Annotated in this window: 23 protein-coding genes and 2 pseudogenes; 11 read left to right on the top strand and 14 right to left on the bottom strand. The window is 74.1% G+C overall.

All coding sequences use genetic code 11. The features are described 5' to 3' along the window. The first annotated feature begins 32 nt into the window (after window positions 1–32). Window positions 33–245 (top strand): hypothetical protein, encoded by a 213-nt coding sequence (locus BFV98_RS11150; RefSeq protein WP_071096197.1) that lies wholly within the window; start codon window positions 33–35, stop codon window positions 243–245. 252 nt (window positions 246–497) lie between these two features. After that, window positions 498–920 carry an SRPBCC family protein gene (locus BFV98_RS11145; RefSeq protein WP_013284841.1) on the top strand — a complete coding sequence of 141 codons (423 nt, stop codon included), beginning with the start codon at window positions 498–500 and terminating at the stop codon, window positions 918–920. A 60-nt stretch (window positions 921–980) separates the two neighbouring features. Here the strand turns inward: BFV98_RS11145 and BFV98_RS11140 are convergent, their stop codons facing one another. Beyond that, window positions 981–1469, bottom strand: coding sequence for a GNAT family N-acetyltransferase (locus tag BFV98_RS11140; protein ID WP_013284842.1), 489 nt, complete (start codon window positions 1467–1469; stop codon window positions 981–983). A 55-nt stretch (window positions 1470–1524) separates the two neighbouring features. Between BFV98_RS11140 and BFV98_RS11135 the strand changes: the two genes are divergently transcribed. Next, window positions 1525–2046: a DUF1990 family protein gene (locus tag BFV98_RS11135; RefSeq protein WP_013474540.1), complete on the top strand. Its 522-nt coding sequence runs from the start codon at window positions 1525–1527 to the stop codon at window positions 2044–2046. A gap of 4 nt (window positions 2047–2050) precedes the next feature. On the opposite strand, the gene BFV98_RS11130 is transcribed toward BFV98_RS11135, so the two are convergent. The 11 genes and pseudogenes from BFV98_RS11130 to BFV98_RS32645 form a co-directional block, all read right to left on the bottom strand. Next, complete coding sequence (locus BFV98_RS11130; protein WP_071096195.1) at window positions 2051–2965, bottom strand: DNA-3-methyladenine glycosylase; 915 nt, start codon at window positions 2963–2965, stop codon at window positions 2051–2053. A 148-nt stretch (window positions 2966–3113) separates the two neighbouring features. Continuing rightward, window positions 3114–3773 carry a hypothetical protein gene (locus tag BFV98_RS11125; RefSeq protein ID WP_013474542.1) on the bottom strand — a complete coding sequence of 220 codons (660 nt, stop codon included), beginning with the start codon at window positions 3771–3773 and terminating at the stop codon, window positions 3114–3116. A 205-nt stretch (window positions 3774–3978) separates the two neighbouring features. Further along, window positions 3979–4758 carry an anti-sigma factor gene (locus tag BFV98_RS11120; protein WP_013474543.1) on the bottom strand — a complete coding sequence of 260 codons (780 nt, stop codon included), beginning with the start codon at window positions 4756–4758 and terminating at the stop codon, window positions 3979–3981. Next, window positions 4755–5453 (bottom strand): sigma-70 family RNA polymerase sigma factor, encoded by a 699-nt coding sequence (locus tag BFV98_RS11115; protein ID WP_013284847.1) that lies wholly within the window; start codon window positions 5451–5453, stop codon window positions 4755–4757. Before BFV98_RS11115 ends, BFV98_RS11120 begins: the two co-directional genes overlap by 4 nt. Before the next feature lie 82 nt (window positions 5454–5535). Next, window positions 5536–6393, bottom strand: coding sequence for a spermidine synthase (locus tag BFV98_RS11110; RefSeq protein ID WP_071096193.1), 858 nt, complete (start codon window positions 6391–6393; stop codon window positions 5536–5538). After that, window positions 6393–7364, bottom strand: a complete 972-nt coding sequence (locus tag BFV98_RS11105) for a hypothetical protein (protein ID WP_013284849.1) — start codon at window positions 7362–7364, stop codon at window positions 6393–6395. Before BFV98_RS11105 ends, BFV98_RS11110 begins: the two co-directional genes overlap by 1 nt. A gap of 25 nt (window positions 7365–7389) precedes the next feature. Further along, window positions 7390–9864, bottom strand: a complete 2475-nt coding sequence (locus BFV98_RS11100) for an AAA family ATPase (RefSeq protein ID WP_071096191.1) — start codon at window positions 9862–9864, stop codon at window positions 7390–7392. Then, window positions 9864–11012 carry an exonuclease SbcCD subunit D gene (locus tag BFV98_RS11095; protein WP_030274687.1) on the bottom strand — a complete coding sequence of 383 codons (1149 nt, stop codon included), beginning with the start codon at window positions 11010–11012 and terminating at the stop codon, window positions 9864–9866. The genes BFV98_RS11100 and BFV98_RS11095 overlap by 1 nt, the downstream gene beginning before the upstream one ends. Before the next feature lie 11 nt (window positions 11013–11023). Further along, window positions 11024–12772, bottom strand: a complete 1749-nt coding sequence (locus tag BFV98_RS11090) for an ATP-binding protein (protein ID WP_013284852.1) — start codon at window positions 12770–12772, stop codon at window positions 11024–11026. A 937-nt stretch (window positions 12773–13709) separates the two neighbouring features. Further along, window positions 13710–14012: pseudogene (locus tag BFV98_RS32650) on the bottom strand (dihydrofolate reductase family protein); the annotation flags it as partial. Window positions 14013–14375: 363 nt separating this feature from the next. Beyond that, window positions 14376–14858, bottom strand: a pseudogene (locus BFV98_RS32645) (dihydrofolate reductase family protein); the annotation flags it as partial. Between the two features lie 150 nt (window positions 14859–15008). On the opposite strand from BFV98_RS32645, the gene BFV98_RS11080 reads away from it, so the two are divergent. The 6 genes from BFV98_RS11080 (at window position 15009) to BFV98_RS11055 (ending at window position 21854) form a co-directional block, all read left to right on the top strand. Then, complete coding sequence (locus BFV98_RS11080) at window positions 15009–15554, top strand: plasmid pRiA4b ORF-3 family protein (protein ID WP_041798869.1); 546 nt, start codon at window positions 15009–15011, stop codon at window positions 15552–15554. Between the two features lie 415 nt (window positions 15555–15969). Then, window positions 15970–17289, top strand: coding sequence for an ABC transporter substrate-binding protein (locus tag BFV98_RS11075; protein ID WP_013284855.1), 1320 nt, complete (start codon window positions 15970–15972; stop codon window positions 17287–17289). A 119-nt stretch (window positions 17290–17408) separates the two neighbouring features. Continuing rightward, entirely contained in the window at window positions 17409–18389 is a 981-nt protein-coding gene (locus BFV98_RS11070) for a carbohydrate ABC transporter permease (protein WP_013284856.1), read from the top strand. A gap of 105 nt (window positions 18390–18494) precedes the next feature. After that, window positions 18495–19295 (top strand): carbohydrate ABC transporter permease, encoded by an 801-nt coding sequence (locus BFV98_RS11065; RefSeq protein WP_030274682.1) that lies wholly within the window; start codon window positions 18495–18497, stop codon window positions 19293–19295. Beyond that, window positions 19292–20725, top strand: coding sequence for a GH1 family beta-glucosidase (locus BFV98_RS11060; protein ID WP_071096186.1), 1434 nt, complete (start codon window positions 19292–19294; stop codon window positions 20723–20725). Before BFV98_RS11065 ends, BFV98_RS11060 begins: the two co-directional genes overlap by 4 nt. Before the next feature lie 82 nt (window positions 20726–20807). Next, window positions 20808–21854 (top strand): LacI family DNA-binding transcriptional regulator, encoded by a 1047-nt coding sequence (locus BFV98_RS11055; RefSeq protein WP_013284859.1) that lies wholly within the window; start codon window positions 20808–20810, stop codon window positions 21852–21854. Between the two features lie 24 nt (window positions 21855–21878). Here the strand turns inward: BFV98_RS11055 and BFV98_RS11050 are convergent, their stop codons facing one another. Continuing rightward, window positions 21879–23090, bottom strand: coding sequence for an acyl-CoA dehydrogenase family protein (locus BFV98_RS11050; RefSeq protein WP_030274680.1), 1212 nt, complete (start codon window positions 23088–23090; stop codon window positions 21879–21881). Next, window positions 23091–24164: a phosphotransferase family protein gene (locus tag BFV98_RS11045; protein WP_013284861.1), complete on the bottom strand. Its 1074-nt coding sequence runs from the start codon at window positions 24162–24164 to the stop codon at window positions 23091–23093. A 150-nt stretch (window positions 24165–24314) separates the two neighbouring features. Between BFV98_RS11045 and BFV98_RS11040 the strand changes: the two genes are divergently transcribed. Continuing rightward, on the top strand, window positions 24315–25019 hold the full coding sequence (locus tag BFV98_RS11040) for an amino acid-binding protein (protein WP_013284862.1): 705 nt from the start codon (window positions 24315–24317) through the stop codon (window positions 25017–25019). 80 nt (window positions 25020–25099) lie between these two features. Beyond that, window positions 25100–26188, top strand: coding sequence for a GNAT family N-acetyltransferase (locus BFV98_RS11035; protein WP_013284863.1), 1089 nt, complete (start codon window positions 25100–25102; stop codon window positions 26186–26188). The last annotated feature ends 29 nt before the right edge of the window (window positions 26189–26217 follow it).

Here is a 26217-nt window from a genome sequence, read left to right as displayed (position 1 = left end):
GTGGAACCGCAGGTCAGAGCTACCGTCGCGGCGTGCCGGAGTGGAGTTGCGAATGCTGCGGGCGCTGGCGGGTCAGCGTCGAGCTGGTCCGCGGCCGCTACCGCTACCGGCTGTCGCACCGCTACCCGCCGGAGCACGGCGGCGGCGCGAACGTCCTCGGCGAGGTCGGCTCGGTCGCCGAGCTGGAACGCCTGCTGAAGCGGTACGCCCCGGTCTCCCTGGCCGATCTCCACGAGGCCGCCTGACCCCGGCCGGGGCGAACCGCCTGTCGGCCGGCACCGAGCAGCGGAACGCCGGGTGACCCCTGGGGCCGGGCATCTCCGGCCCGGGCGAACCGCCGATCTTGGAGTTGTGGCACCTCATAGACGTCGCCGAACGGACATCCTGGGCGCCACAACTCCAAGATCGACGAGAGCGGGCGGGTCGAGGGCGAGGGGCGGCGCGCGAGCGGAGGGCGGGCATAGCCTGAGCGGACCGTCCACGGGGGAGGAACGCCGATGCGGTTCGCGGAGTCCGTCGAGATCGCCGCCGACGTCGACCGGGTCTGGGAGGTGCAGAGCGACGTCGAGCGCTGGCCCGAGTGGACGCCGTCGGTCACCGCCGCCCGTCGGCTGGAGCCCGGTCCGCTGCTCCTCGGCTCGACGGCCCGGCTGGAGCAGCCCCGGCTGCGCCCGGCCGTGTGGCGGGTCGTGGAGATCTGTCCGCCGTACTCGTTCGCCTGGGAGTCGGCGAGCCCCGGCGTGCGCACCCGGGGTGAGCACCGGCTGATCCCGCTGGAGGACGGGCGGACCCGGGCCGAGCTGATCCTGGTGCAGACCGGTCCGCTGGCCTGGCTGGTCGGGTTGCTCGGCGGCTCCACCATGCGCCGCTACCTGCGGCAGGAGGCGGACGGGCTCAGGCGCCGTTGTGCGCGGAACTGACCGAGGCGGACGGCCTCGGGCGCTGCTGCGAGGCCCGCTGACCGGGGCCGGAGCGCCCGCTCAGGCGCCGTCCGGAGGTTCAGGGACCGTCTTTTCCAGCACGGCCAGGCGGTTGCCGTTCTCGTCCGGCCGGTGCGCCACCACCCGGTAGCCGCGGCCCGCGTACAGGGACAGGTTCGCCGCGCTGTCCGCGCCGGTGAACAGCGCGAACCGGGTCACCCGGCCGGCGCAGGCGTGCTCGACGGCGTCCAGCAGCCGTCCGCCGACGCCCCGGCCCTGCTGGTCGGGGGCGACCGAGAGACGGCCCACGTGGGCGGTGTCGCCGTCGAGGCGGGCGCGTACCGAGCCGACCAGGCGGGTGCCGCGCCGGGCGGCGAGCACCACGTCCGGCCCGGTCAGCGCCGCCCGTACCTCGTCCAGCGTCTCGGTCAGCGGCGGCAGGAACACGTCGCGGTAGCGCTGCGCCTCCACCAGGTACGCGGCACGCTGCACGGTGAGGATCTCCCCGGCGTCGGCGGGGCCGGCGGGGGCGATGGTCACGTCGGTCACCGGCTCAGCTCACCACAGCGCTCCCGGGCGGCCGTACGCTGGCTGGGGTGTTCCCATGAGCGTGGAGGTGACCGGCGTGCCGGAGCTGACGTACCCGGAGGTGGGCGCGACCCGCGACGGCGCCCTGCCGGCCGGTTACCACCACCTGCGCCACCGGGTCCGGCTGCCGGACGGCGGTTTCCCGCTGGCGGCGGACGCGGTGCTGGGCTGGCGGCTGCACCGCGCGGCCGGCGTGGTGATGCGCGCGGACGCGCCGCGCGCGGCACCCGGGGTACGGGTCACGCCGGGGCTGGGCGTCGGCCCGGTGCGGCTGTGGGGCCCGACCGAGGTGGTCTGGACGGTGGAGGAGCCGGACCGGGCCGGGTTCGGCTACGGCACGCTGCCCGGGCATCCGGAGGTCGGTGAGGAGGCGTTCCTGGTGACCCGGGGCGCCGACGGCGTCTGGTTCGAGGTGACCGCGTTCAGCCGCCCGGCGCACTGGTACGTGCGGGCCGGCGGGCCGGTCGTGCCGGGTTTCCAGCGGGCGTACGCCTGGTGGCTGGGGCGGACGCTGCGGCGGCTGTGCCGGCGGCGCTGACCGGTCAGTAGCGGGCGAAGGAGCGGATCGGGGCGCGCGGGCCGTACTTCGGGGCCTGGACGCCTGCCGCCTCCAGCAGCACGCACACCCGGCCGCGGTGCCCCCGGAACGGCTCCAGCAGCGCCAGCATCCGGGCGTCGTCGCCGCGCGCCTCACCGGCCAGCGCCCACGCCACGGTGTTCGGCACGTGGTAGTCGCCGACGCTCACCGCGTCCGCGTCGCCGTACGCGATCCGCACCACCTCGGCGGCGGTCCACGGCCCGATGCCGGGGATGGCGGTGAGCCGGAGGGTGGCCTCCGCCGAGTCGGCGCAGCGTTCCAGCCGGTCCGCGACGGCCGCCGCGCGGCGCAGCGTGTCGGCGCGCCGCTGCTCGACCCCGAACGGGTGGAACACCCAGTACGGCGTGGCCGCCACCGCGGCGGGCTCCGGCGGCAGCAGCAGTGGTTGCAGCGGGCCGGGCGCCGGTTCCCGGAAGTGCCGCACTGTGGCGGCGTACGCCCGGTACGCCTCCTTGCCGGTGACCTTCTGCTCGAAGACCGCCCGCAGCAGCCGGGGGAAGATCTGGCCGGTGGCGGGCATCCGCAGCCCGTGGTGCGTGTGGGCCAGGCGGGCCACCAGCGGGTGCGTACCGGCGAGCGCGGCGAACCCGGTCAGGTCGTCGCAGAGCCCGGCGATCCGGTCGGCCCGCTCGACCACCCAGGCCGCGCCGGGGCCGTACCCCTCGGCCAGCAGGTCGCCGGCGGACGGGCGCAGCGCCAGCGTGGCCGGGCCGTCCGGGGTGCGGGTGGCCCACCAGAACGTGTCGGCGGCGATCCGCGCGCACGGGTCGTACGGGCTGAACGTGAGCGCCCGCACCGAGGCGGCCAGCCGGTAGCCGGCCGGCGGGCGCAGCGTACGGCGGGCGTCGGGCGAGGTCACCAGGCCACTCTGCCACGCGACCGGGCCGTGACGCCGGGCACGCCTGGCCGGGAGGCGGGCCGATGCCGGTGCGGCCCGCCTCCCGGGGTTCGCGACGGTGACCGGCCACGCCCTCCCCGGCGGCGACCGGTCACCGTGTCCTGCGGTGTCAGTACGAGTAGTCCGAGCCGCCGCCGGAGCTGTCCGAGCTGCCCGCCGCGGGCGGCGCGACCGCCTTGGGCGTGCCGGTCGGCAGGCAGGTCAGGTTCTTCTTGCCGTTCGGGTCGACCACGAACCAGGTGCCGCCGACGCCCTGGCCCTTCCACTGGCCGGGCTTCTTGTCGCCGATGTAGCGGTAGACCGGCCAGCCGCCGATGGTGAGCTGCCGGGTGCCGTCCTGACGGGTGATGGTGCCGACCTTGTCGTCGGAGACGCCGCGCAGCTGCGGGTTGCCGTCGGTGAGCGACGGCGGCCACACCTCGGCGCACTTGTCCACGCAGTTGGACTGCGGCGGGTCGTCGGAGTCCTTGTCGAACCGGTACAGCACCCAGCCGTCCTGGTCGGTGACGACGCGGCCCATCCGGGGCAGCTTCTTGCCGACCAGTTCGTCGGTGATCTTCACGTTGGCCGGGGGCGCCTTGTCCGCGACCGGCTCCTCCTCGGGAGCCGCCGACGCCTCTGGTTCGGCCGCCGCGGTGGGTTCGGCCGCGGCGACGGCGACCGGCTCGGCCGCGCCCGAGTTCGCCCCGTTGTAGCCCGCTGGGGCGCAGGCCGTAAGTGCGACCATCGCGCTCGCGACGATGACGGTCGTCCGCTTGTGGTGTGCCACGTGCCCTCCTCGTTCTTGGCAGTTCGCCGAGTAGTACGGGCACAGCGCTGTCAAGGTTGAACCCACAAGGGTGGCACATTTCACAGTGGACCGATTGAACCGATGGAAGCCGGCATGCGTGCGTCAGCACGAGGGGGTCCGCCGGCCCGGGCACGACGCGACGGCGCCGGGTGGCTCAGCCACCCGGCGCCGTCGGCACACCAGATCAGATGTCGTCCACCGTCACCAGCGGACTCGCCACGCCGTTCGCGTCGACCGACTGCACCTGGAGCTTGTCGATGTCGCGCACCGGGGCCGAGGTGGACGCGCTCAGCTCCAGCGGAAGCTGGTTCTGGTTCGTCCCGTAGCCGCCGACCGGCACCGACCAGGTGGAGATCACCTCGCTCGTGGCGTTCTTGCGGACCACCACCAGCCGGCACGTGCGCGGCCCCGGCAGACGGCTGAGCTGCACCGCGATCTGCGTGCCGTACTCCTTGCGGGCCAGCCACATCGTGGTCTGCACGCCGGTCCCCGGGTCGGTCGCGTTGTGCTGGTCGCCCTCGATGTCCTCTTTCCCGCCGACGCCCGGGTCGTTCGGGTTGCCCGGCTCGCCGCTCGGCGCCACGCTCGGCGCGGCCTGCGTCGGCCCGGCCTGCGGCGGCGCCGGATCGTCGCCGAGCATCCCGGCCGCGGCCGCGCTCGCGCCGCCGAACACCACCACGGCCGCCGCCGTCGCCAGCAACTGCCGCACCCGGGTACGACGGCGGTCCCGCCGTACCGCCATCAGTGTCCGGTCCAGCAGCGCCGGATCGGTGTGCGTCTGCTCCAGCGCGGCCATCGCCTCGCCGTCGATGCCGGAGAGCAGTCCCACCACCGGGACCATCGTCTCCAGTTCCGCCGCGCAGGCCCAGCAGGTGGCCAGGTGCTCCTCGAACCGCTCCGCGTCCTGCGCGTCCAGTACGCCGAGCGCGTACGCGGCGACGTCCATGTGATCGGCCCGGCTCATTCGGTCACCCCCCTCTCCTGCAGAGCCGTGCGCAACGCGCGCAGCGCGTAGTAGACCCGTGACTTGGCGGTACCGAGCGGGAGCCCCAGCTCCTCGGCCGCCTCCGGCACGGTGCGCCCCCGGAAGTAGGTCGCCACCAGGATCTCCCGGTGCGACTGGCTCAGCGTACGCAGCGCGTCCGCTACGGTCATCGTGCGCAGCACCCGGTCGGTGCTGTCCGACTCGGCGAACATGGTCAGATCCCGGTCGTAAGTCTCGGGTGGGCGGGCCTGCTCACTGCGGTGCTCGTCGATGGCGATCCGCCGGGCCACGGTGACGAGCCAGGGGCGCAGCGAGCCCTGGCCCTGCACGCCGAGCCGGTGCGCGTTGCGCCAGGCCCGCAGCAGCGTCTCCTGCACGATGTCCTCGGCGCGCTGCCGGTCCCCGCCGGTCAGCCGCATCACGAACATCAGCAGCGGGCCGGCGTGCTCGGCGTACAGCAGGCGGATCAACTGGTCGGAGTGGCTGGCCTCGGCGGAGGTCGCCTGGTGGCGTCCGGGAGCGGGTCGCGGCGGCACCGGGTCATTCTGGCGATCGGTGGACCGGGCGTCGACCCCCCGGCCCGAACGCGAGGCGCGCGAGTGTGGTTGTGCCCGGGCGAACATCCACTCGGGCCGCGCCACCTCGCCGTGCCAGCCGGCCGCCACCGCATGCATGCAGACCTCCGCTGTCCAATGACATCAGCCGGCCCCCCACGGGCATGGCCGCCCGGGGATACGCAGCGATCAGCCGATCGGATCAACGTTTGACCGAAAAAATTCCCGGCGGTGGGGGAGTGGAGTCGACGGCGTCCGCGTCGTGGACCACCGCCGCGCCGCCGGTGAACCGGTCCAGCTCGGCACCGGCCAGCACCCGGCCGGGGAACCAGTCACCCGCCGCCCGCCGGGTCAGCTCCGGAACCGGCGGCTCCACCCGGGACGCCACCAGCACCAGGTTGCCGTAGCGCCGGCCGCGCAGCACCGCCGCGTCGCCGACCAGGCAGGCCCGGGGCAGCACGGTACGCACCGTCGCGACCTGGGCGCGGGCGTGCCGCAGCGGCGGGCCGTCGGCCACGTTCGCCAGGTAGCTGCCGCCGGGCGCGAGCACCCGGGCCACCTCGGCGGCGTACTCCACCGAGGTCAGATGCGCGGGGGTACGGGCGCCGGCGAACACGTCGGCCACGATCACGTCGTACGCGCCGTCCCGGCTCGACGTCAGCGTCGCCCGCGCGTCGGCCACCCGGACCTTCAGGCGCGGATCCGACGGCCAGGGCAGCTCGCGGCGGACCAGCTCGACGAGCGCGCCGTCCACCTCGGACACCCGCTGCGTCGAACCGGGCCGGGTGGTCTGCACGTAGCGGGGCAGGGTCAGCGCGCCGCCACCCAGGTGCAGCACCCGCAGCGGCGTCCCGGCCGGCGCCACCAGGTCCAGCGCGGAGGCCAGCCGCCGGACGTACTCGAACTCCAGGTGCGAAGGATCGTCGAGGTCCACATGCGACTGCGGCGCGCCGTCGAGCAGCAGCGTCCAGGAGCCCGGACGGTCGGCGTCCGGCACCAGCTCGGCCCGGCCGGTGTCGACGTCGGCCGTCACCCGGTCGGAGTCGCGTCGCCGGCCCATCAGCGCCGCATCCCGCGCGCCGCGGCGGTGAGCACCCGGTGCAGCAGCCGCGCGTCGCCGAGCATGCCCCGCAGCCGGCGTTCCAGCCCGGCGATCGGCACCAGGTTCTGCGGGGCGCGCGGATCCTTGTACGGGGTGGAGGCGAACCGGGGCAGCGTCACCAGCGACAGGTCGGCCAGCGCGATCGCCTCCGGCACGGTCAGGTCGGCCGAGCACTCCACCCGCACGATGCCCGCCCAGGGCGCGCCCGCGCGCACCGGCAGCCGCAGATACCACGACCAGCCGCCCCACGCCGTGCCCAGCCGGAACACCGGGCAGCGCTCACCCGGCGCCAGCCCGGTCACCACAGCGGTGAGCCGGGCGTCCAGGTACTGGCTGTGCTGCGTCTTGATGTACCCGAGCGTGCGCGGCAGGTTCCGCCGGCTGCGCAGCGGGCCGTCCACCACCAGCAGGTCGCCGTCGGTGCGTACCGCGTCGGAGACGGCCACCTCCAGCGCGGTCAGCGGCGCCTGCACCGCCGCGGGCAGCTTGCTCAGCTCACCGGTGCCGCTGACCCGGTGCACCGGGTAGCGGACCGTCCCGGCGACCACGTCCTGCGCCGACGGGCTCGCCGTGAACAGGCCACGGCCCACCCGGGAACCGGCCATCTCGGCGGCGCCCCGGTCGAGGTCGCAGCGGACCACACCGGCCGCGTACGAGGCGGCGATGCCGGGGAACGAACCGCCGTCCTCCTCGGCCGTCCAGACGCTGGCGTCGATCCGGCGTACCCCGTCGACGAGCAGCACCACGTCCGGCGCCCGCACGCCCGCGCGCGGGCCGATCGCCCGCCAGTCGGTGGCCGGCAGTTCGACGTCGGCGTCGACCTGCGCGCTGCTCGGCGCGGCCGGCCCGGACCCGCCCGCCGCCTCGAACGACGCGCCGTACGACGGATCCCAGGCGTCGACGAAGAACGCCGGCGACGGCCCGGTCACGCGGCGCTCCGCCGGCCCGTGCCGGTCACAGGCCGGTCCGTTCCACCCGGGCCGTCCGCGCGTCCTTGCGGACCTCGAACCGGACCGGGATGCGCTCGGCCAGCGCCGGCACGTGGGTGACCACGCCGACCATCCGGTCGCCCCGGGCGGCCAGGTTCTCCAGCGTCGCCGCGACCGTGTCCAGCGTCGCCGCGTCGAGCGTGCCGAAACCCTCGTCCAGGACGATCGACTCCAGGCTCGCGGCGGTGGTGGACATGCCGGCGAGCTGCTCGGACAGCGCCAGCGCCAACGCCAGCGACGCCTGGAACGTCTCCCCGCCGGACAGCGTGCGCACCCCGCGCCGCAGCCCCGCGTCGTGGTGGTCGACCACGAAGAACTCACCCTTGTCGTGCACCAGGTCGTACTGCCCGCCGGACAGCTCCCGCAGGATCCCCGACGCGCCGTCGACCAGCAGGTCCAGCGCCTCGGTGAGCAGCCAGCGCTCGAAGTTGTTGGCCCGCAGGTGCGAGGCGAGCGCCCGCGCCACCCGGGCCTCGTGCTCGTGCCCGGCCCGCTGCTCCCGCAGCCCGGCGGCCTGCTCGCGGCGCTCGTCGAGCCGGCGCAACTCCGCCTCGGCCCGCTCCACCGCCACCGCCACGTCGCGCGGCGCGTCCTGCGGCGCGTCCAGCCCCGCCGCGGTGAACAACGCGGCGATCCCGTCGGCGACCTCAGCCGCGGCCCGCTGCGCCGCCTCCACCGAGTCGGCCAGCCCGTCCCGGTCCGCGCGTCGCGCCTGCGCCTGCTCGCCCGCCCAGCCGGCCAGCGCCGCCCACGCCGCCGCCACGTCGTCCCGGTCGGCGGCCGGCGGCCCGAACCGGGCCAGCCCGTCGCGTACCGCGTCGAAGTCACGCCAGGCCCGGCGCAGCCGCTCCTGCGCGGCGTCGAGTGCGCCCCGCGCCCGCCGGGCCGCCTCCCGGCCGGCCCGCACCGCGCCGGCCGCCTCCTCCAGCGCCGTCCGCAGCCGTGCGTGCTCGGCCAGCGACTCGCGCAGCCGCTCCGGCGCGGGCGCGTCCGTGAGCTGCTCGTCCAGCTCGGCCAGGCGCGCGCCGAGCTGGTCGTGCTGGGTCCGGGCGCGCAGCAGCACCCGGTCGGAGTCACGGGCCGCGGTGTCGCGTTCCTGCACGACCCGCTTGGCCGCCTCGCTCGCCGCGCGCGCGGCCTTGCCCGCCTCGATCGCCCGGCTCACCGCCGAACCCTTCGGCACCGCCGGCACCGTGGTGACGGTCTGCTCGCACACCGGGCACGGCGCGCCGCCGACCAGGTGCGCCCGCAGCGCCACCGCCTGGTCGGCGGCCTTCGCGTCCTCGTGCGCGCGGAACGCCGACTCCAGCTCCGTCTCGGCCCGCTGCGCGTCCGCCCGCGCCGCCGCCAGCGCCTCCACCGCCGCCTCGTGTTCGGTCCGCGCCGCGTCCACCGCCGCGCGGACCGTCGCCGCCTCCGCGGTCAGCCGGTCCCGGTCCGCGTACGCCTTCAGGTGCAGCCGCATCGCGCTCTCGTCACCGGCGGCGGCCAGCTCCCCGCGCAGCTTCTCCTCGCGCTCCTCGGCCAGCCCGACCGCGGCCGCCGCCTCGTCGGCGGCGACCCGGGCCTGCGTCACCGCCCGCGCCAGCTCGGCGGTGCCGTCCGGCGGCCGCACCCCGGCCAGCACACCCAGCTCGGCGTCGAGGGCGGCAAGCGCCGCGGCCCGCTCACCCGCCGTCGCCCGGGCCCGCTCCCATTCGGGTACGGCGGCAGCGACCGCTGCGGCCAGTTCCCGCATCGCGTCCACCCGCTCCCGGGCGGCGGCCAGACTCTCGTCGTCGACGTCGGCGAGCCCGCCGAGCATCTTGTCGACCGTCTCCAGCTTCGCCTCGGCCTGCCCGGCCCGCTCGACCGCCTTCTTCTGCACCGACTCGTAGACGCCCAGCCCGAGCAGGTTCACCAGGATCTGCTGACGGGTGGCCGGCTTGGCGTGCAGGAAGTCGGCGAACTGCCCCTGCGGCAGCACCACGCACGAGGTGAACTGCTCGTACGGCAGCCCCACCGCGTCCAGCACCGCCTGCTCCATCTCGGCCGGGGTGCCCGCCACCACCTCGCCCAGATCGTCCGGGCTGAGCCCGGTGTCGAGCTTGGTGACGTCGAACCCCGGCGGCATGAGCTGGAGACCGGCGTTCGCCGTCTTCACAGTGCCCCGGCCGTCGCGGCGCACCACCCGGGTCGCCACGTAGCGGTCCCCGGCGGACTCGAAGACCAGCCGGACCCGCGCCTCGGTCGCCGACGGCGCCAGCGCGTTCGCCAGCCCCCGGGCGCCGCCCCAGCGCGGCACCGTGCCGTAGAGCGCGAAGCAGATCGCGTCGAGCACCGTCGACTTGCCCGAACCGGTCGGCCCGATTAGCGCGAAGAAGTCCGCGTCGGTGAAGTCGACAGTCGTCTCGTCGCGGAACACCGTGAACCCGGCCATGTCCAGCCGCATCGGCCGCATCAGTGCTCCACCTCCTCGAGCAGCTCGTCGAAGAGTTCCCGGACACCCTCGTCGGCGTGCCCGCGGCTGTCCAGGTAGTCGCCGAACAACTCGCCCGGCGACCGGCCGGCCCGCTGAGCCGTCCGTGTCCCGCTGCCCGGAGCGGGCACCAGCTCCGGATCGATCCGGATCTCCAGCGCCCGGGGCAGCAGCTCCTGCACCTCCTCGCGCAGCCCGGCCCGGGGCTGCTCCCGGACGTAGACGCGCAGCCAGCCCTCCGGCGCCTCGATCTCGGCGAGCTGCGCGAGCGTGCCGCGTACCGTGCGCAGCGGCACCGCGCCCGGCACCGGCACCTCGCGGATACGGGCGGCGGTGGTGGCTGTCACCTCCACAATCGTCACCGAGCCGACGTTCTCCTGCTCGCCGAAGTCGACGGCGAGCGGGCTGCCGCTGTAGCGGATCGGGCACGGGCCGATGACCCGCTGCGAGCGGTGCAGGTGACCCAGCGCCACGTAGTGCGCGTTGCCGGGGAAGACTGTCGCCGGAACCGCGTATCCGAGCACCGTGTGCGCGTCCCGCTCGCCGCCGCCGGTGCTCGCCCCGACCACAGTCAGGTGCGCCGTGACCAGGTGCACGCGGTCCGGCTCGGTGAACCCCTCGGCGAGGCGGTCCAGCACCCGCCCCAGGTGGTCGGCGTACGTCTGGTTGGCCTCGGCCGGGGTGAGCGTGTACATCTCCACCGCGCGCACCGCGTACCGCTGGGACAGGAACGGCAGCGCGGCGAGGCGCCAGCGCTCCCCGCCGGCGGTGACCCCGTCGACGACGTGCTCGTCCGGGTTCTCCCGGACGCTGCCGCGCAGCGTGATCCCGGCGGCCTCGGCCCACGGCCGCAGCGCGTCCAGCGCCGCGCCGTTGTCGTGGTTGCCGCCGATCGCCACCACGTCGGCCCCGGTTCGCCGCAGCGCGGTCAGCGCCCGCGTCACCAGCCGGGTCGCCTCCGGGGTCGGCGCGGCGGTGTCGTACAGGTCACCGGCGACGATCACCAGGTCGGGCCGCTCACGCTGGGCGATGTCGATGACCTGGGCGAGGACCTGCTTGTGCTCCTCGGCCCGGGACTGCCCCTTGAGGACCTTGCCGACGTGCCAGTCCGAGGTGTGCAGGATCTTCATCTGGGTGCCGCCTAGAACGGGATGTCGTCGTCGGAGGAGCCGGAGCCGACCACCGCGAACGGATCGGCGGCCTGCGTGATCGACCGTAGCGTCTCCGAGGGCGCGCGGCCCGCCTCCGAGACCCGGGTGGCCCACGCCGGGAACGGGAACTCCAGGCAGAGCGGCACCGGGATGTCCGGCTGGTTGACGAACATCGTGCCCGGCTTGGCCAGCAGCGCCCGCTGCCGCTGGGCGGGCGGCAGGAAGCCGTACTCCGGGCGGGACGCCTCGGCCGGGTCGAGCCGGCCCACCACCCGGATCGCCGAGTTGGTGACGATCCGCCGTTCCACCTCGCTGGCGGTCTGCTGCGCGCCGACCAGGATCACGCCCAGTGAGCGGCCCCGCTCGGCGATGTCGAGCAGCACCTCCTTGATCGGCGACGAGCCCTCCCGTGGCGCGTACTTGTTCAGCTCGTCGAGCACGACGAACAGCAGCGGCTTGGCGGTGCCGGCCTTCTCCTTGCGCTCGAACTCGCTCTTGAGCGTCACGCCGACCACGAACCGCTGCGCGCGATCCGGCAGGTTGTGCAGGTCGACCACAGTGACCTGGGCGCTCTCCGCCGTGTTGATCGAGTGCGGGCGACGGGTCGCCAGGTCGCCCCGGATCAGCCGGCCCAGGTCCTTCTTGCTGCCGATGAGCCGGCGGGCGAACGCGTTGACGGTGCCCAGCCCGACCGCGCTGCCCGCCCACTCGCCGCGCGTCTCGTCGTCGTTGAGCTGCTCGACCACGTGGTCGACCAGATCCGCGTACGAGCCGAGCCGCACCCCGTCGATGCTCACTCCGCCGTCGGCCGGCTGGGCGTAGCGGGCCAGGTGCGCGGCGACCGAGTGGACCACCATCGTGTACTGCTGGCGCTCGTCGTCCGCGTCGGCGAACACGTACGGCAGGAGCCGGTCGGCGCAGAACTCGGTCAGCGTCCAGTAGAAGCTGTCCACCCCGGTGAGCCGGCTGCTCACATCCGGCGTGCCGGAGGAGTCCCCGACCCGCGGCGGGGCGTACACCCGCACGTCCGGGAACGCGCCGGCGTCCAGGCCCAGCTTCGCGTACGCCGCCCGGGTCGGGTCGTCGAGCCGGCTGTTCGGGTGGTCGAGGAAGAGCAGGTCCTCGCCCTTCACGTTGAAGATCAGCGCCTTGGCGTTCACGGCGTCGCCGCCCAGCACGCCGGAGCGGAACACCGAGTAGAGCAGGAACGTGGCGAAGCTCGTCTTGGTGGCGACACCGGAGATGCCGGAGATCGACACGTGCGCGCCCCGGGTGCCGTCGAGGAAGTCGGCGTTGAGGTAGACCGGCACGCCGTCGCGGCCCATCCCCATCGGGATCCGCCGTTCCATCCGGTCGAAGTGCAGCGCCCGCGCCCGCGCGTCACCCTCGGCCCGGTGCACCACCGCGCCCGGCGTGGGCGGCACGTAGAACTCCGGGTCGACCCGCGTGGTGGTCACCTCGGCCGCCTCCTGCACCTGCGCCGGCAGCGTGCCGTCGGCGATGGCGAAGACGTCGGAGTCGAACTGCGCCCCCTCGTGCCGGGCGCGCACCTGGGTCACCACCCCGGCGATCGTCACCGGCTCACGGTCGGGCAGGTCGCGACGGGTCACCACCACGTCGTCGAGTTGCAGGTAGCTGCCCGGCGCGACGGCGGTCCAGAAGGTGAGCGGGGTGGCGTCGGCGGTGCCGAGCACCCGGCCGACACCCTCGCCGGGCCCGTCGAGCTGATCGTCGGTCATCGGCGGTCTCCGGTCGGCTGGTCGTACCGTTGGCGGTGCACGTCGTGCATCCTGCCCGAGGGATGCGACAGGTTGCCACGCGACGCGGCGGACGCCACGTCACCGGTGCGCCGAACGGTAGCCACCCGAATCCGCCCGATCACGATGCGTGCGTTTCCTCCACGTTCACCCCTCCGCCGCCCGCCGCGCCGCCCCGCCGCCCGTCAGGCCGCCCCTCCGCCGCCCGTCAGGCCGCCCCTCCGCCGCCCGTCGGGCCGCCCCGCCCGCAGCCTGCCGCGCCGCCCGCCGCTGCGGGGCCGTCTGCCGCGCCGGCGCCGCAGGCTCCCGGGCGGCCCGCTCGATGACCGCCAGCGGTGCCGTCGGGTGGCCGAGATGCGGCCCGGCCCGGTGCGGCCTGGCCCGGTGCGGCGCGGCCTGGCCCGGTGCGGCGCGGCCCGGCGCGGTGCGGTGCGGCGCGGTGCTGTCCGGCCCGGCCCGGCCGCTCGGTGGAACACCACGGGTGCCTCCGCAGGCCGATGACACCCATGGCGTTCCACCCGTCGCCTGCCCACCCCGAACTCGCCGTTTCCGGTTTGCGCGTCCCGAGCCGCGGGAGTCGTGTCCCACGTGTCAGGACGACGCGGAGATCTTGGTACGAAAGGGCCCCTCTAGGGGCCGTTTGATACCAAGATCTCGCGTGCCGCGTGCCGCGTGCCGCGTGCCGCGTGCCGCGTGCCGCGTGCCGCGTGCCGCGTGCCGCGTGCCGCGTGCCGCGTGCCGCGTGCCGCGTGCCGCGTGCCGCGTGCCGCGTGCCGCGTGCCGCGTGCCGCGTGCCGCGTGCCGCGTGCCGCGTGCCGCGTGCCGCGTGCCGCGTGCCGCGTGCGGGTCAGGCGGCGAGGGCGGCGCCAGCGCGTGGTGCGCGTCGGGGGTTGTGGGGCGTGCCGCGAGCCGCAGTGGGTCAGGCGGCGGGGGCGGCGCCGGCGGGCGGGGTCTCGGCGGGGTCGCGGGCGTAGCGCAGCATCAGCACGCCGTCGGCGGCGGCCAGCACGTGCCGCAGCGGCAGGTGACGCGGGACGCTGGCGTCCCCGGCGGTGATCCGGCCCGGCCCGGCGCCGGCGAGCAGCGGCGCCACGGTCAGGCACAGTTCGTCGACCAGGTCGGCGGCGGTGAGCGCGCCGAACAGGTGCGGGCCGCCCTCGCAGAGCAGTTGGCCGAGCCCGCGCCGACGCAACTCGGCCAGGCCGGCGACGAGATCGACCTGCCCGGCGCCGCGAATCCGCCCGGTGCCACCGGTCCGCCCGGAGCCGTCGGTCGGGCCGCTGCCGTCGGACTGACCGGTGCCACCGGTCCGCCCGGAGCCGTCGGTCGGGCCGCTGCCGTCGGACTGACCGGTGCCACCGGTCCGCCCGGAGCCGTCGGTCGGGCCGCTGCCGTCGGACTGACCGGTGCCACCGGTCCGCCCGGAGCCGTCGGTCGGGCCGCTGCCGTCGGACTGACCGGCGCCGCCGATCCGCCCGGCCCCGTCGGTCGGGCCGCTGCTGTCGACCCGTCCGGCACCGTCGTCGGGCTGACCGGCGCCACCAGGCTGCCCGGTGCCGTCGGCCTGCTCAGCGTCGTCGGCCGTGTCGGTGCCGCAGCGGATCACGTCGGCGACGTCGGCCAGCCCGGGCGGCGGTACGGCGTCGGCGTGGGTGAGCACGATCGGCCGGACCGGGGCGTCTGCGAACGCGGCCTGCGCCGGGTCGAGGTCGAGCGAACCGGAGACGACCACCAGCGTGGGGTACTCGGCCAGCCCCTGCTCGCGGCGCCAGGCCCGGCGTTCCGGGCTCAGCCGGACCGCCCGGTAGCCCTCGTGCCGCAGTGTGCCGGCGGCCACCACGAGACCGTCGCAGAGCATCCGCAGCAGGCCGAAGACCCGCTTGTCCGGCTCGCCGGAGAGCCCGGCCGAGTATCCGTCCAGAGTGACCGCGCCGTCGGCGCTGGCGACGAAGTTGACCCGCAGGTGCGGGCCGGCCGTCCGGCCGTAGAGCGCGGTGAGCTGCGGATCGGTGAGCGCACCGGTGACGGGTGCGGGCCAGATCCGTTCGATCGGGGTTCCGACGGTCATTCGCCGGCCGGACCGGTGACCGGAGGGGTGGGTTCGGGGGTACGGTGCTGGCAGTCGCACCACTTCCGGCCAGGACAGTCGTCGTGCCGCCGTTCCCGGCAGGCTCGGCAGATCATGCAGGCAGCCTATGCCCAGGAAGGATGGGACGTCGTGTCGCGTCAGATCTTCCAGCTCATGGTGTCGCTGGCCGGCGTCCGGCCGCCGGTGTGGCGGCGGGTGCTGGTGCCCGGCGGCTACACGCTGGACCGGCTGCACCGGGTGATCCAGCACGCGATGGGCTGGCGCGACTGCCACCTGCACTCGTTCGACGTGGACGGCCGGCAGTACGGCGAGCCCGACCCGGACGGCGAACTGGCGCTGCGCGACGAGTTGGACGTCCGGCTGGACGCGCTCGTGGGCAAGGGCGACCGGTTCCGCTACACGTACGACTTCGGTGACTGGTGGGAGCACGACCTGGTGGTGGAGGACTGCTGCGCCGCCGACCCGGACGAGCGCTACCCGCTGTGCCTGGACGGGGAGCGGGCCTGCCCACCGGAGGACGTGGGCGGTCCGGGCGGGTACGCGGTCCTGCTGGCCGCGCTCGCCGATCCCGCGCATCCGGAGCATCCGACCATGCGGGAGTGGGCCGGCCCGGCGTTCGATCCGGCCGTGTTCGACCCGGACCGCGCCACCGTCCTGCTGCGCCGCTGCTGCTGACCCGATCCCTCGCGCCGCCGACCGCGCGGCCAACTGCACCGCCGACCGCGCGCACCTGCCGCGTCACCGACCGCGCGACCAGCCGGGCCGCCGACCGCGCGCACCTGCCGCGTCACCGACCGCGCGACCAGCCGGGCCACCGACCGCGCGCACCTGCCGCGTCACCGGTCGCGCGACCCGCGGCACCACCGCCGCACCGCTGACCGCGCGGCCCCCGCGCAGGGGCCGCGCGCCGACGCGGTAACGAAATGGGAACGCTCCCAACGGTCTATTGACACCCCTGTCACCTCCCGGCAACCTCATGGGAGCGCTCCCGAGAGTGGTGCGGATCTCCCTCCTGCCCGCTCCGGCCCGCGCGAAACGCACCCCCCACCACACAGCAGATATCGCCTCACCACCGAAAGAGGGGTCTCGGATGAGCGTCCCAATCCGTCGTCGGCGGTTCGCGGCCATCGCGCTCGCGTCCGTCGTCGTGCTCGGCACCACCGCCGCCTGCGGCGATGACTCGGACAGCGGCGACAGCGGCAGCGGCGGCGGCCCGGTCACCCTGGTCGTCGACGTCTTCGGCGACCAGGGCTTCGGCTACGAAGAGCTGTACAAGCAGTACGAAGCGGAGCACCCGAACGTCAAGATCCAGGAGCGGGGCAAGGGCCTCGGCCTCGGTGACTACAACACCCGTCTGACGCAGCAGATCACCGCGGGCTCGGGTGCCGGCGACGTGGTGGCCCTGGAAGAGGGCACGATCGTCCAGTTCTACGCCCAGGCCGACAAGTTCGTGAACCTCGCCGACCACGGCGCGAACGACCTCAAGGGCAACTTCCTGCCGTGGAAGTGGGAGCAGGGCACCACCCCCGACGGCAAGGTGCTGGGCCTCGGCACCGACGTCGGCTCGATGGCGCTGTGCTACCGCAGCGACCTGTTCAAGGCCGCCGGGCTGCCCACCGACCGCGAGCAGGTCGGCGCGCTCTGGCCGACCTGGGACGAGTTCATCGCCACCGGCCAGAAGTTCGCCGCCGCCGACAAGAAGCACAAGTTCGTCGACTCGGCGACCAACTTCTACAACGTCGTGCTGATGCAGATCGCGGGCCAGGGCACCGGCTACACCTACTACGACAAGAGCAACAAGCTGGTCATCGACCAGAACCCGGACGTGCAGGCCGCGTACCAGCTCACCACCAAGATGATCGCCGCCGGCCTGTCCAACAACCTCCAGTCGTTCTCCAACGAGTGGAACGCCGGCTTCAAGAACGGCACCTTCGCCACCATCGCCTGCCCCGCCTGGATGACCGGTGTCATCAAGGGCCAGGCCGGTGACGCGGCGGCCGGCAAGTGGGACATCGCCAAGGCGCCGGGCGCCGGTGGCAACTGGGGCGGCTCCTTCCTCGGCGTGCCGAAGTCGAGCAAGCACCAGAAGGAGGCCGCGGAGCTGGCCAAGTTCCTGACCAGCGCCAAGGGCCAGATCGGCGCGTACAAGGCGGTCGGCAACCTGCCCTCGAACCCGCAGGCGCTCACCGACCCGGCCGTGGCCGACTCGACCAACGACTACTTCAGCAAGGCCCCGGTCGGCAAGATCTTCGCCGCCGGCGCCACCGACCTGAAGCCGGTCTACCTCGGCCCGAAGAACAACGCGGTCCGCACCGCCGTGGAGAACACGCTGCGCGCCGTGGAGCAGGGCAAGTCGGCCGACGAGCAGTGGCAGGCGGCCCTGAAGAACGGTGCGGCCGCCGGTAAGTGACCGGTTGAGCCGCCCGCGGGTGGCGTCGGCAGCCCTGGCTGCCGGCGCCACCCGCGGTGCCCGCAGAGTCCGGCGTCGCCCGTGTGGCGGGTGACGCCGGCCGAGGAGAAGGACTCCCCATGAGCCTCGACCTGCACGCCGCGGCGCCGCCCGAGCCCGGCGCGCCCCGCGCCGCACGGCACACACGCCGCCGCGCCGCCTCGATGACCCGGCTGGACCTGAAGTACTCGCCGTACCTGTACGTCCTGCCGTTCTTCGTGATCTTCGCCGTGTTCGGCGTGTACCCGATCGCGTACACGGTCTGGATCGCGCTGACCGACCGGTCGCCGCTGAACTCGACGATCTCCTTCGTCGGGATGGACAACTTCGTCGAACTGATCACCGAGGATCCGCAGTTCTGGAACGCGGTGGTCAACACGTTCGGCATGTTCCTGCTCTCCACAGTGCCCCAGCTGCTGCTGGCACTGATGCTCGCCAACGCGCTGAACCGGAAGCTGCGCGCGCAGACGTTCTTCCGGATGGCCATCGCGATGCCGATCATCACCTCGACCGCTGTGGTCGCGCTGATCTTCTCGATGATCTACGCCAAGGACTTCGGTCTGGTCAACTGGCTGCTCGACAGCGTCGGCCTGGACCCGATCGACTGGCGGGCGAACCGCTTCGCCTCCTGGTTCGCCATCTCCACCATGGTCGACTGGCGCTGGGTCGGCTACAACGCGCTGATCTACCTGGCCGCCATGCAGTCGATCAGCAAGGACATGTACGAGGCCGCGGCGCTGGACGGCGCCTCCCGGCGGCGCCAGTTCTGGTCCATCACGGTCCCGCAGCTGCGCCCCACGATCATCTTCACGCTGATCATCTCCACCATCGGCGGCCTCCAGTTGTTCACCGAGCCCTTGCTGTTCACCAGCGGCTCGGGCGGTCTCTCCGGTGGTTCGGAGGGCCAGTTCCAGACCATCACGATGTACCTGCTCGACGTGATGAACCAGCGCTTCCGGTGGGGCTACGCCGGGGCGGTCGCGCTCGTGCTCTTCGTGCTCATCGCGTTGATGTCGGCGATCAACTACCTGCTCGCCCGCCGCATCAGCTCCGACAAGTGAGGTGACGAGATGACGACCACCGCCGTCCGCCCGCCCACCCGGCAGAGTCCGCCGGTCAAGACCGCCCACCGGGCCGAGCGGCTCTGGAAGGCCAGCCCGCTCACCATGATCGGCCTGATCTTCGGCGTGCTGCTGTCCCTGTTCCCGTTCTACTGGATGATCGTGATCGCCAGCCGGACGAACGACGCGGCCAACTCCTGGCCGCCGCCGTTCCTGCCCGGCGGCAAGCTCGGCGAGAACATCGAGCGGGTGCTCGCCAACAGCGACGCCAACATCGTCAAGGGCCTGATGAACTCGTTCCTGGTCTCCGGGACGATCACCGTCGCGACCGTGTTCTTCGGCTCGCTGGCCGGCTTCGCGTTCGCCAAGCTCCGCTTCCGGGGCAAGAACGCGCTGCTGCTGATCATCCTCACCTCGATGATGGTGCCGATCCAGCTCGGCGTGCTGCCGCTCTACATCCTGATGGCCAAGCTCGACTGGCTGAACACCATGCCGTCGGTGACCGTCCCGTTCCTGATCGGCGGTTTCGGCATCTTCATGATGCGCCAGTACGCCGAGCAGGCGGTACCGAACGAGTTGATCGAGGCCGCCCGGGTGGACGGCTGCTCGACCTGGCGGGTGTACTGGCACGTGGTGGCACCCGCGCTGCGTCCGGCCGCCGCGGTGCTGGGCCTGCTGACCTTCATGGAGCAGTGGAACCAGTTCTTCTGGCCGTTCGTGGTGCTGGCGGACCCGTCCAACCCGACCGTCCAGATCTCGCTGCGCAGCCTCAACACCGCCTACTTCGCCGACAACTCGCAGATCTTCGCCGGTACGTTGATCGCGACCCTGCCCCTGTTCGTCGTGTTCGTTCTGTTCGGCCGCCAGATCATCGGCGGCATCATGGAAGGCGCCGTCAAGTCGTGAGCAACCCAGCAAGCCCGCCCGCCGTCGGCGTCCTCGACGCCGGTCCGGCCCTCACCTTCCCGTCCGACTTCCTCTGGGGCGCGGCGACCGCCGCGTACCAGATCGAGGGCGGGGCGACGGAGGGCGGCCGTACCCCGTCGATCTGGGACACCTTCAGCCACACCGAGGGCCGGACGGTGGCCGGGCACACCGGCGACGTGGCGTGTGACCACTACCACCGGATGCCTGACGACGTGCGGCTGATGGCCGACCTGGGCCTGCGGTCGTACCGCTTCTCGGTGAGCTGGCCGCGGGTGCAGCCGGGCGGCACCGGCGGGGTCAACCAGGAGGGCATGGACTTCTACCGCCGGCTGGTCGATGAGCTGCTCGGCCACGGCATCGAGCCGTGGCTGACGCTCTACCACTGGGACATGCCGCAGCCGCTGGAGGACGCGGGCGGCTGGCCGGCCCGGGACACCGCGGCCCGCTTCGCCGAGTACGCCCACCTGGTCGCCGAGGCGCTCGGTGACCGGGTGAAGTACTTCACCACGCTGAACGAGCCGTGGTGCTCGGCGTTCCTCGGCTACGGCTCCGGCGTGCACGCGCCGGGCCGCAGGGACGGCGCGGACGCGGTCCGGGCCGGGCACCACCTGATGCTCGGTCACGGCCTGGCCGTGCAGGCGGTACGCGCGGTCCGCCCGGACGCGCAGCTCGGCATCACCGTCAACCTGTACCCGGTGACCCCGGCGAGCGGGTCGGCGGCGGACGCCGACGCGGCCCGCCGGATCGACGCGCTGGCGAACCGGTTCTTCCTGGACCCGGTGCTGCGCGGGTCGTACCCGGCGGACCTCGTCGCGGACCTGCGTCAGGTCACCGACATGGGGCACGTGCGCGACGGTGACCTGGCGACCATCTCCACGCCGCTGGACATGGTCGGGGTCAACTACTACAGCCGGCACGTGGTGGCCGCGCCGGTCGAGGGCGCGGAGCCGGAGCCCTACTGGCGGGCGCCGTCCTGCTGGCCGGGCAGCGAGGACGTCCGGTTCGTCACCCGGGGTGTCCCGGTGACGGACATGGACTGGGAGATCGACGCCCCGGGCCTGGTGGAGACGCTGGAGCGGGTCCACCGGGAGTACACCGACCTGCCGCTCTACGTCACCGAGAACGGCTCGGCGTTCGTCGACGAGCTGGTCGACGGCCGGGTGGACGACCCGGACCGGCTGGCCTACTTCGCCGCGCACCTGCGCGCGGCGCACGCCGCGATCGAGGCCGGCGTGCCGCTCAAGGGCTACTTCGCCTGGTCGCTCCTGGACAACTTCGAGTGGGCCTGGGGTTACACGAAGCGGTTCGGCATGGTCTATGTCGACTACGACAGCCAGGCCCGGATCGCGAAGTCCAGCGCCAGGTGGTACGCCGACGTGATCCGACGCAACGGACTGCCCGCACAATAAGCTGGGCCAGCCAGTAACGGGCGGCCCGGCGCCGACGCCTCAATCGGTGCCGGGTCCGCCCGACCGTCGGAGGAGCACAACGATGACAACGCAGCGCACCCGCTCGCTCGGGCGTCCGACCCTCGACGCGGTCGCGGCCCGCGCCGGCGTCGGGCGCGGCACGGTCTCCCGCGTGGTCAACGGCTCGCCGCAGGTCAGTCCGGAGGCCCGGGCCGCCGTCCAGCAGGCCATCGCCGAACTGGGGTACGTGCCGAACCGTGCCGCCCGTGCGCTGGTCACCCAGCGGACCGACTCGGTCGCACTGGTCGTGTCCGAGTCGGGGGAGCGGGTCTTCACCGAGCCGTTCTTCGCGGCCATCGTCCGGGGCGTCAGCTCCGGGCTGGTGGAGACGCCGATGCAGCTCTGGCTGGCCATGGTGCAGTCGCCGATCGAGCGGGAACGGGTCGAGCACCACCTGACCAACCAGCACGTGGACGGCGTACTCCTGCTGTCGCTGCACGACGCCGACCCGCTGCCCACGCTGCTGGAGGAGCGCGGCCTGCCGACGGTGCTCGGCGGCCGTCCGGCGCGGATGCTGCACCCGAACGCGCAGCCGGCGTGGTTCGTCGACATGGACAACGTCGGCGGCGCGCGGCAGGCGGTGGAGCACCTGTTCCGCCAGGGCCGCCGGCGGGTCGCGACCATCGCGGGCCCGCAGGACATGGGCGCCGGCCTGGCCCGGCTCTCCGGCTACCAGGAGGCCGTGCGCGCGGCCGGCGGCCGGGTCGACCCGGGCCTGATCGCGTACGGGGACTTCAGCGAGGGCAGCGGCACCGCGGCCATGCGCCGGCTGCTCGACGTCTGCCCGGAGCTGGACGCCGTGTTCGTGGCCTCCGACCTGATGGCGTTCGGCGCGCTGCGCGCGTTGCGCGAGGCCGGCCGCCGGGTGCCCGAGGACGTGGCGGTGATCGGCTTCGACGACGCCCCGATCGCGCGTCAGGCCGAGCCGCCGCTGACCACCGTGTTCCAGCCGGTGGAGGAGATGGGCCGGCAGATGGCCCGGCTGCTGGTGTCCCGCATCCGGGGCGAGGAGGTCCCCTCCCCGCACGTGCTGCTGGACACCGAGCTGATCCACCGGGCCTCCGGCTGACCCACCCCGGCGACGGGGGAGCGGTCAGGACCAGCGGCGCAGTTCGCGGCGGGCCAGCGACGCGCGGTGGACCTCGTCCGGGCCGTCGGCCAGGCGCAACGTGCGGGCCTGCGCCCACAGCTCGGCCAGCGGGGTGTCCTGGCTGACCCCGGCCCCGCCGTACGCCTGGATGGCCTTGTCGATCACCCACTCGGCCATCAGCGGCGTGGCGATCTTGATGGCCTGGATCTCGCTGTGCGCGCCCTTGTTGCCGACGGTGTCCATCAGCCACGCGGTCTTGAGCACCAGCAGGCGGGCCTGCTCGATCCGGACCCGCGACTCGGCGATCCACTCGCGGACCACGCCCTGCTCGGCGAGCGGGCGGCCGAACGCGATCCGGTCGAGCACGCGCCGGCAGAGCAGCTCCAGGGCCCGCTCGGCCATGCCGATCAGGCGCATGCAGTGGTGGATCCGGCCGGGGCCGAGCCGGGCCTGGGCGATGGCGAACCCGGTGCCCTCCTCGCCGACCAGGTTGTCCACCGGCACCCGGACGTCGGTGAAGTCGATCTCGGCGTGCCCGCCGTGCGGGGCGTCGCTGTAGCCGAAGACCCGCATCCCGCGCCGAACGGTCACGCCGGGGGTGTCCCGGGGGACCAGGATCATGCTCTGCTGGCGGTGCCGGTCGGCGTCCGGGTCGGTCTTGCCCATCACGATGAAGATCTCGCAGCGCGGGTCCATCGCCCCGGACGACCACCACTTGCGGCCGTTGATCACGTAGTGGTCGCCGTCGCGGGTGATCCGGGTGGCGATGTTCGTCGCGTCGGAGGACGCCACCTCCGGCTCGGTCATGCAGAACGCGGACCGGATCTCACCGGCGAGCAGCGGCATGAGCCACTGCTTGCGCTGCTCCTCGGAGCCGAACTCGGCCAGCAGTTCCATGTTGCCGGTGTCCGGCGCGGCGCAGTTGAGCGCCTCCGGGGCCAGGTGCGGGCTGCGGCCGGTCAGCTCGGCCAGCGGCGCGTACTGGAGGTTGGTCAGCCCGGCGCCGTAGCGGGCGTCGGGCAGGAACAGGTTCCACAGCCCGCGCGCCCGCGCCTCGGCTTTGAGTTCCTCCATCACCGGCGGGCGGGCCCACGGGTCGCCGGCGGCGGCCACCTGCTCGTGGTGCACCGGCTCGGCCGGGTACACGCACTCGGTGAGGAACGCCTCCAGCCGCTGCCGCAGCTCGACCGTCCGGTCGTCGTACGCGAACTCCATCTAGCTCTCCCTCACCGCGTGCAGTCCGTGTGCCACGAGCGGCGCCACCATGTCGCCGATCCGGTCGAAGCCCTCGCCCAGCGTCTGGCCGAGCGTGTGCCGGTAGTGGATGCCCTCGCAGATCACCGCGAGCTTGAAACAGCCGAGTGCCACGTGCCAGTGCAGCGGGCCGACGTCGACGTCGCTGCGCCCGGCGTACCGCTCGATCAGCTCGGCGCCGGTCGGGAAGCCGGCGCGCGGCCCGATGCCGTCGGCCACCGGGTTGCCCTCGCCGTGGTCGCTGTCGCCGAGCACGTCCCAGTACGTCAGCAGCAGCCCGAGGTCGGCCAGCGGGTCGCCGAGCGTGGCCATCTCCCAGTCGAGCACCGCCCGCACCGCCACCGGGTCGACGGTGGCGAGCAGGTTGTCCAGCCGGTAGTCGCCGTGCACGATCCGGCCCGCGTTCGCGCCCTCGGGCACGCTGGCGGCCAGCGCGTCGCGCAGCTCGTCGATGCCGGGCAGCGGCCGGCTGCGGGACCGGTCGAGCTGGCCGGCCCAGCGGCGCACCTGCCGGGCCAGGTAACCCTCCGGGCGGCCGAAGTCGGCCAGCCCCACCTCGGCCGGCTCGACCCGGTGCAGCGTGGCGAGCGTGTCCATCATCGCCATGGCGAGGTCACGCCGCTGGGCGGCGGTGAGCGCGTCGGTCTGCTCGCGCCGCCGGTAGACCTCGCCGTCGACCTTCGCCATCAGGTAGAACGGCGCGCCGATGACGCTCTCGTCGGCGCACAGCAGCAGCGCCTCCGGCACCGGTACGCCGGTCGGCGCGAGCGCCGAGATCACCCGGTGCTCCCGGGCCATGTCGTGCGCGGTGGCCAGCACGTGCCCCAGGGGCGGCCGGCGCAGCACCACCTCGCGGTCGCCGGCGCGCAGCAGGTAGGTGAGGTTGGACTTGCCGCCGGCGATCAGCCGCGCCGACAGCGGCCCGCTCAGGTCCGGCCGGTGGACGGCCAGGTGGGCGGCGAGCCGGTCGAGGTCGAGCCCGCGTGGGGCCGGACCGGTCGAGGGCGCGGCGACATCGGCGGCCGGATCGGTCATCCGATTAGTTGATGGCAGCTCAGCTTTGTTGTCAAGGTCGGGTTTTCCCGGCGGGACATGCCCTTGCAACAGGGGCGAAATGGTCAACCGGCAGGCTGGGCCCCAGCCTGCCGGCCGCTCGGCCGGCCCGCCGAGCGGAGGGGATCAGACATGCTGCTGAGAGTTCGGGTGACCCTGCCGGACCGTCCGGGCACGCTCGGCCAGGTGGCCCGGACACTCGGCGTCTCCGGCGCGGACATCGTGCAGGTGGTGGTGCTGGAACGGCTCGGCGGCCGGGCGGTGGACGACTTCACGGTGGTCTGGCCGGGTGCGGCGCGGGTGGAGCGGATGCTCGCCGGGCTGGCCGCGATCCCCGGCGTCCGGGTGGACGGCGTGTGGCGGGCAATCGGCGCGCCCACCACCACCGGGCAGGACGCCGAACTGCTCGCCCAGGTGGCGGCGAACCCGGTCGACGGGGTGGCCACGCTCGTCGACGCGGTGCCGGGGCTGCTCGCCGCGGACTGGGCGGTGGTCGCCGTCGTACCCCTGGACTGGGCCTCGCGCAGCGGCGAGGCCGGCGTCGCCGCGATCGGGCACGCGAGCTGGCGGGCGCCGGTGCCGCCGCGGCTGCCGGAGGTGACCCCGCTGCGGGCGCGCGCCATGACCAACCCGGACGGGCACCACTACGCGGTGGCGCCGTTCGGCCGGGCCGGGCTGGTGCTCGTGGTCGCCCGTGACCACAGCGAACCGCTCGCCGCCGCCGGGTTCCACTCCACCGAGGTGGACCGGCTCGCCCAGCTCGTCCGCGCCGGCGCGGTGATCCTCGGCGACCGGCTGGACCTGGTCGGCCCGCCACCCGTGACCACCGTCACCTGACCGGACGACCCGCGTCACCCGGGGGCAACGGGCCCGCAACAGGCGCACGGCATGGTCGGTGCCGAGGAAGGGAGACAACCATGGCGCTCTGGCGGATCCGAGCCACGGTGGACGACCGGCCGGGTTACCTGTCGGTGCTCACGGCGAGCCTCGCGTTGCGCGGGGTCAACATCCTCAGCGTGCAGGTGCACACCACCGAGGCCGGCGCGGTCGACGACTTCCTGGTCGACGCGCCCGAGCAGGTGACCGAGGCGGAGCTGCGGGCCGCCGTGGAGCGGGGCCGGGGCCGGGACTGCTGGATCGCGCGCAGCGGGGCGCGCGGGCTGGCCGACGAGCCGACCCGGCTGCTCGGGCTCGCCGGGCGGCTGGTGCGAGACCCGGAGGCGACCGGCGAGGTGCTGCGCACGCTGCTCGGCGCCGACTCGGTGACCTGGCGTCCGACGCCTGCCACCGCGCCGGGCGGGGTGGGCGGCACCACGATGGTGCTCGCCGACCCGGCCGGCGGCGCCCACGAACTGCACCGCCGGGAGCCCAGCTTCACCCCGGCCGAGTACGCCCGCGCGCAGGCCCTGGTCGAGCTGGCGGCGACGCTGGCCCGGCGGGACGCCGACCGGATCACGCTGGTGCTGCCGGACGGCGGCGAGGTGTCGGTGCGGGCCGCGACCGCCGAGGACGTCCCCGGCGTACGCGACCTGCACGCCGCCTGCTCGGCCCGCAGCCGGCAGCGGCGCTACCTGAGCGGGGCGGCGGACCCGTCGCCGGCCCGGCTGCGCCGGCTGCTGGAACCGGCGCGGGGCGTGACACTGCTCGCCACGGCGGGCTCCGGCGGGGCGGCGGAGCCGGTCGTGGCGATGGCGAACCTGCTCGGCGAGGGCGACGAGGCCGAGGCGGCGCTGCTGGTCCGCGACGACTGGCAGCGCCGGGGCCTCGGCTCGGCGCTGCTGCGCCGCCTGGTGGGCCACGCCGACCGGGCCGGATACGCCGCCGTGCTGCTGCACGTGCAGTCCGAGAACACGCCGATGCTGCGGACGCTGCGCCGGCTGGACCGGCCGGTGGCGATGGAACGCGACGGCGGCGTGCTGACCGCGACGCTGCCGCTGGCCGCACGGCCGCCGGCCGAGCCGGCCGCGCGGGCCGGGGTGACGGTGCCGGCACAGCGGTCGAGTTGAGCTGACGGCCGCCGGCCGGATCCCGGAGG

This window comes from Micromonospora sp. WMMB235 (assembly GCF_001855515.1).
In the GTDB taxonomy this organism is placed as follows: Bacteria; Actinomycetota; Actinomycetes; order Mycobacteriales; family Micromonosporaceae; genus Micromonospora; species Micromonospora aurantiaca.
This window is presented reverse-complemented; position numbering and strand designations above follow the sequence as displayed.

Coding starts and splice junctions, on each gene's coding strand:
- BFV98_RS11115 (WP_013284847.1), bottom strand. CDS start 5,453: ATGCATGCGGTGGCGGCCGGCTGGCACGGCGAGGTGGCGCGGCCCGAG.
- BFV98_RS11050 (WP_030274680.1), bottom strand. CDS start 23,090: ATGGAGTTCGCGTACGACGACCGGACGGTCGAGCTGCGGCAGCGGCTG.
- BFV98_RS11090 (WP_013284852.1), bottom strand. CDS start 12,772: ATGACCGACGATCAGCTCGACGGGCCCGGCGAGGGTGTCGGCCGGGTG.
- BFV98_RS11135 (WP_013474540.1), top strand. CDS start 1,525: ATGAGCGTGGAGGTGACCGGCGTGCCGGAGCTGACGTACCCGGAGGTG.
- BFV98_RS11065 (WP_030274682.1), top strand. CDS start 18,495: ATGATCGGCCTGATCTTCGGCGTGCTGCTGTCCCTGTTCCCGTTCTAC.
- BFV98_RS11095 (WP_030274687.1), bottom strand. CDS start 11,012: ATGAAGATCCTGCACACCTCGGACTGGCACGTCGGCAAGGTCCTCAAG.
- BFV98_RS11040 (WP_013284862.1), top strand. CDS start 24,315: ATGCTGCTGAGAGTTCGGGTGACCCTGCCGGACCGTCCGGGCACGCTC.
- BFV98_RS11120 (WP_013474543.1), bottom strand. CDS start 4,758: ATGAGCCGGGCCGATCACATGGACGTCGCCGCGTACGCGCTCGGCGTA.
- BFV98_RS11100 (WP_071096191.1), bottom strand. CDS start 9,864: ATGCGGCCGATGCGGCTGGACATGGCCGGGTTCACGGTGTTCCGCGAC.
- BFV98_RS11145 (WP_013284841.1), top strand. CDS start 498: ATGCGGTTCGCGGAGTCCGTCGAGATCGCCGCCGACGTCGACCGGGTC.
- BFV98_RS11045 (WP_013284861.1), bottom strand. CDS start 24,164: ATGACCGATCCGGCCGCCGATGTCGCCGCGCCCTCGACCGGTCCGGCC.
- BFV98_RS11110 (WP_071096193.1), bottom strand. CDS start 6,393: ATGGGCCGGCGACGCGACTCCGACCGGGTGACGGCCGACGTCGACACC.
- BFV98_RS11075 (WP_013284855.1), top strand. CDS start 15,970: ATGAGCGTCCCAATCCGTCGTCGGCGGTTCGCGGCCATCGCGCTCGCG.
- BFV98_RS11055 (WP_013284859.1), top strand. CDS start 20,808: ATGACAACGCAGCGCACCCGCTCGCTCGGGCGTCCGACCCTCGACGCG.
- BFV98_RS11070 (WP_013284856.1), top strand. CDS start 17,409: ATGAGCCTCGACCTGCACGCCGCGGCGCCGCCCGAGCCCGGCGCGCCC.
- BFV98_RS11035 (WP_013284863.1), top strand. CDS start 25,100: ATGGCGCTCTGGCGGATCCGAGCCACGGTGGACGACCGGCCGGGTTAC.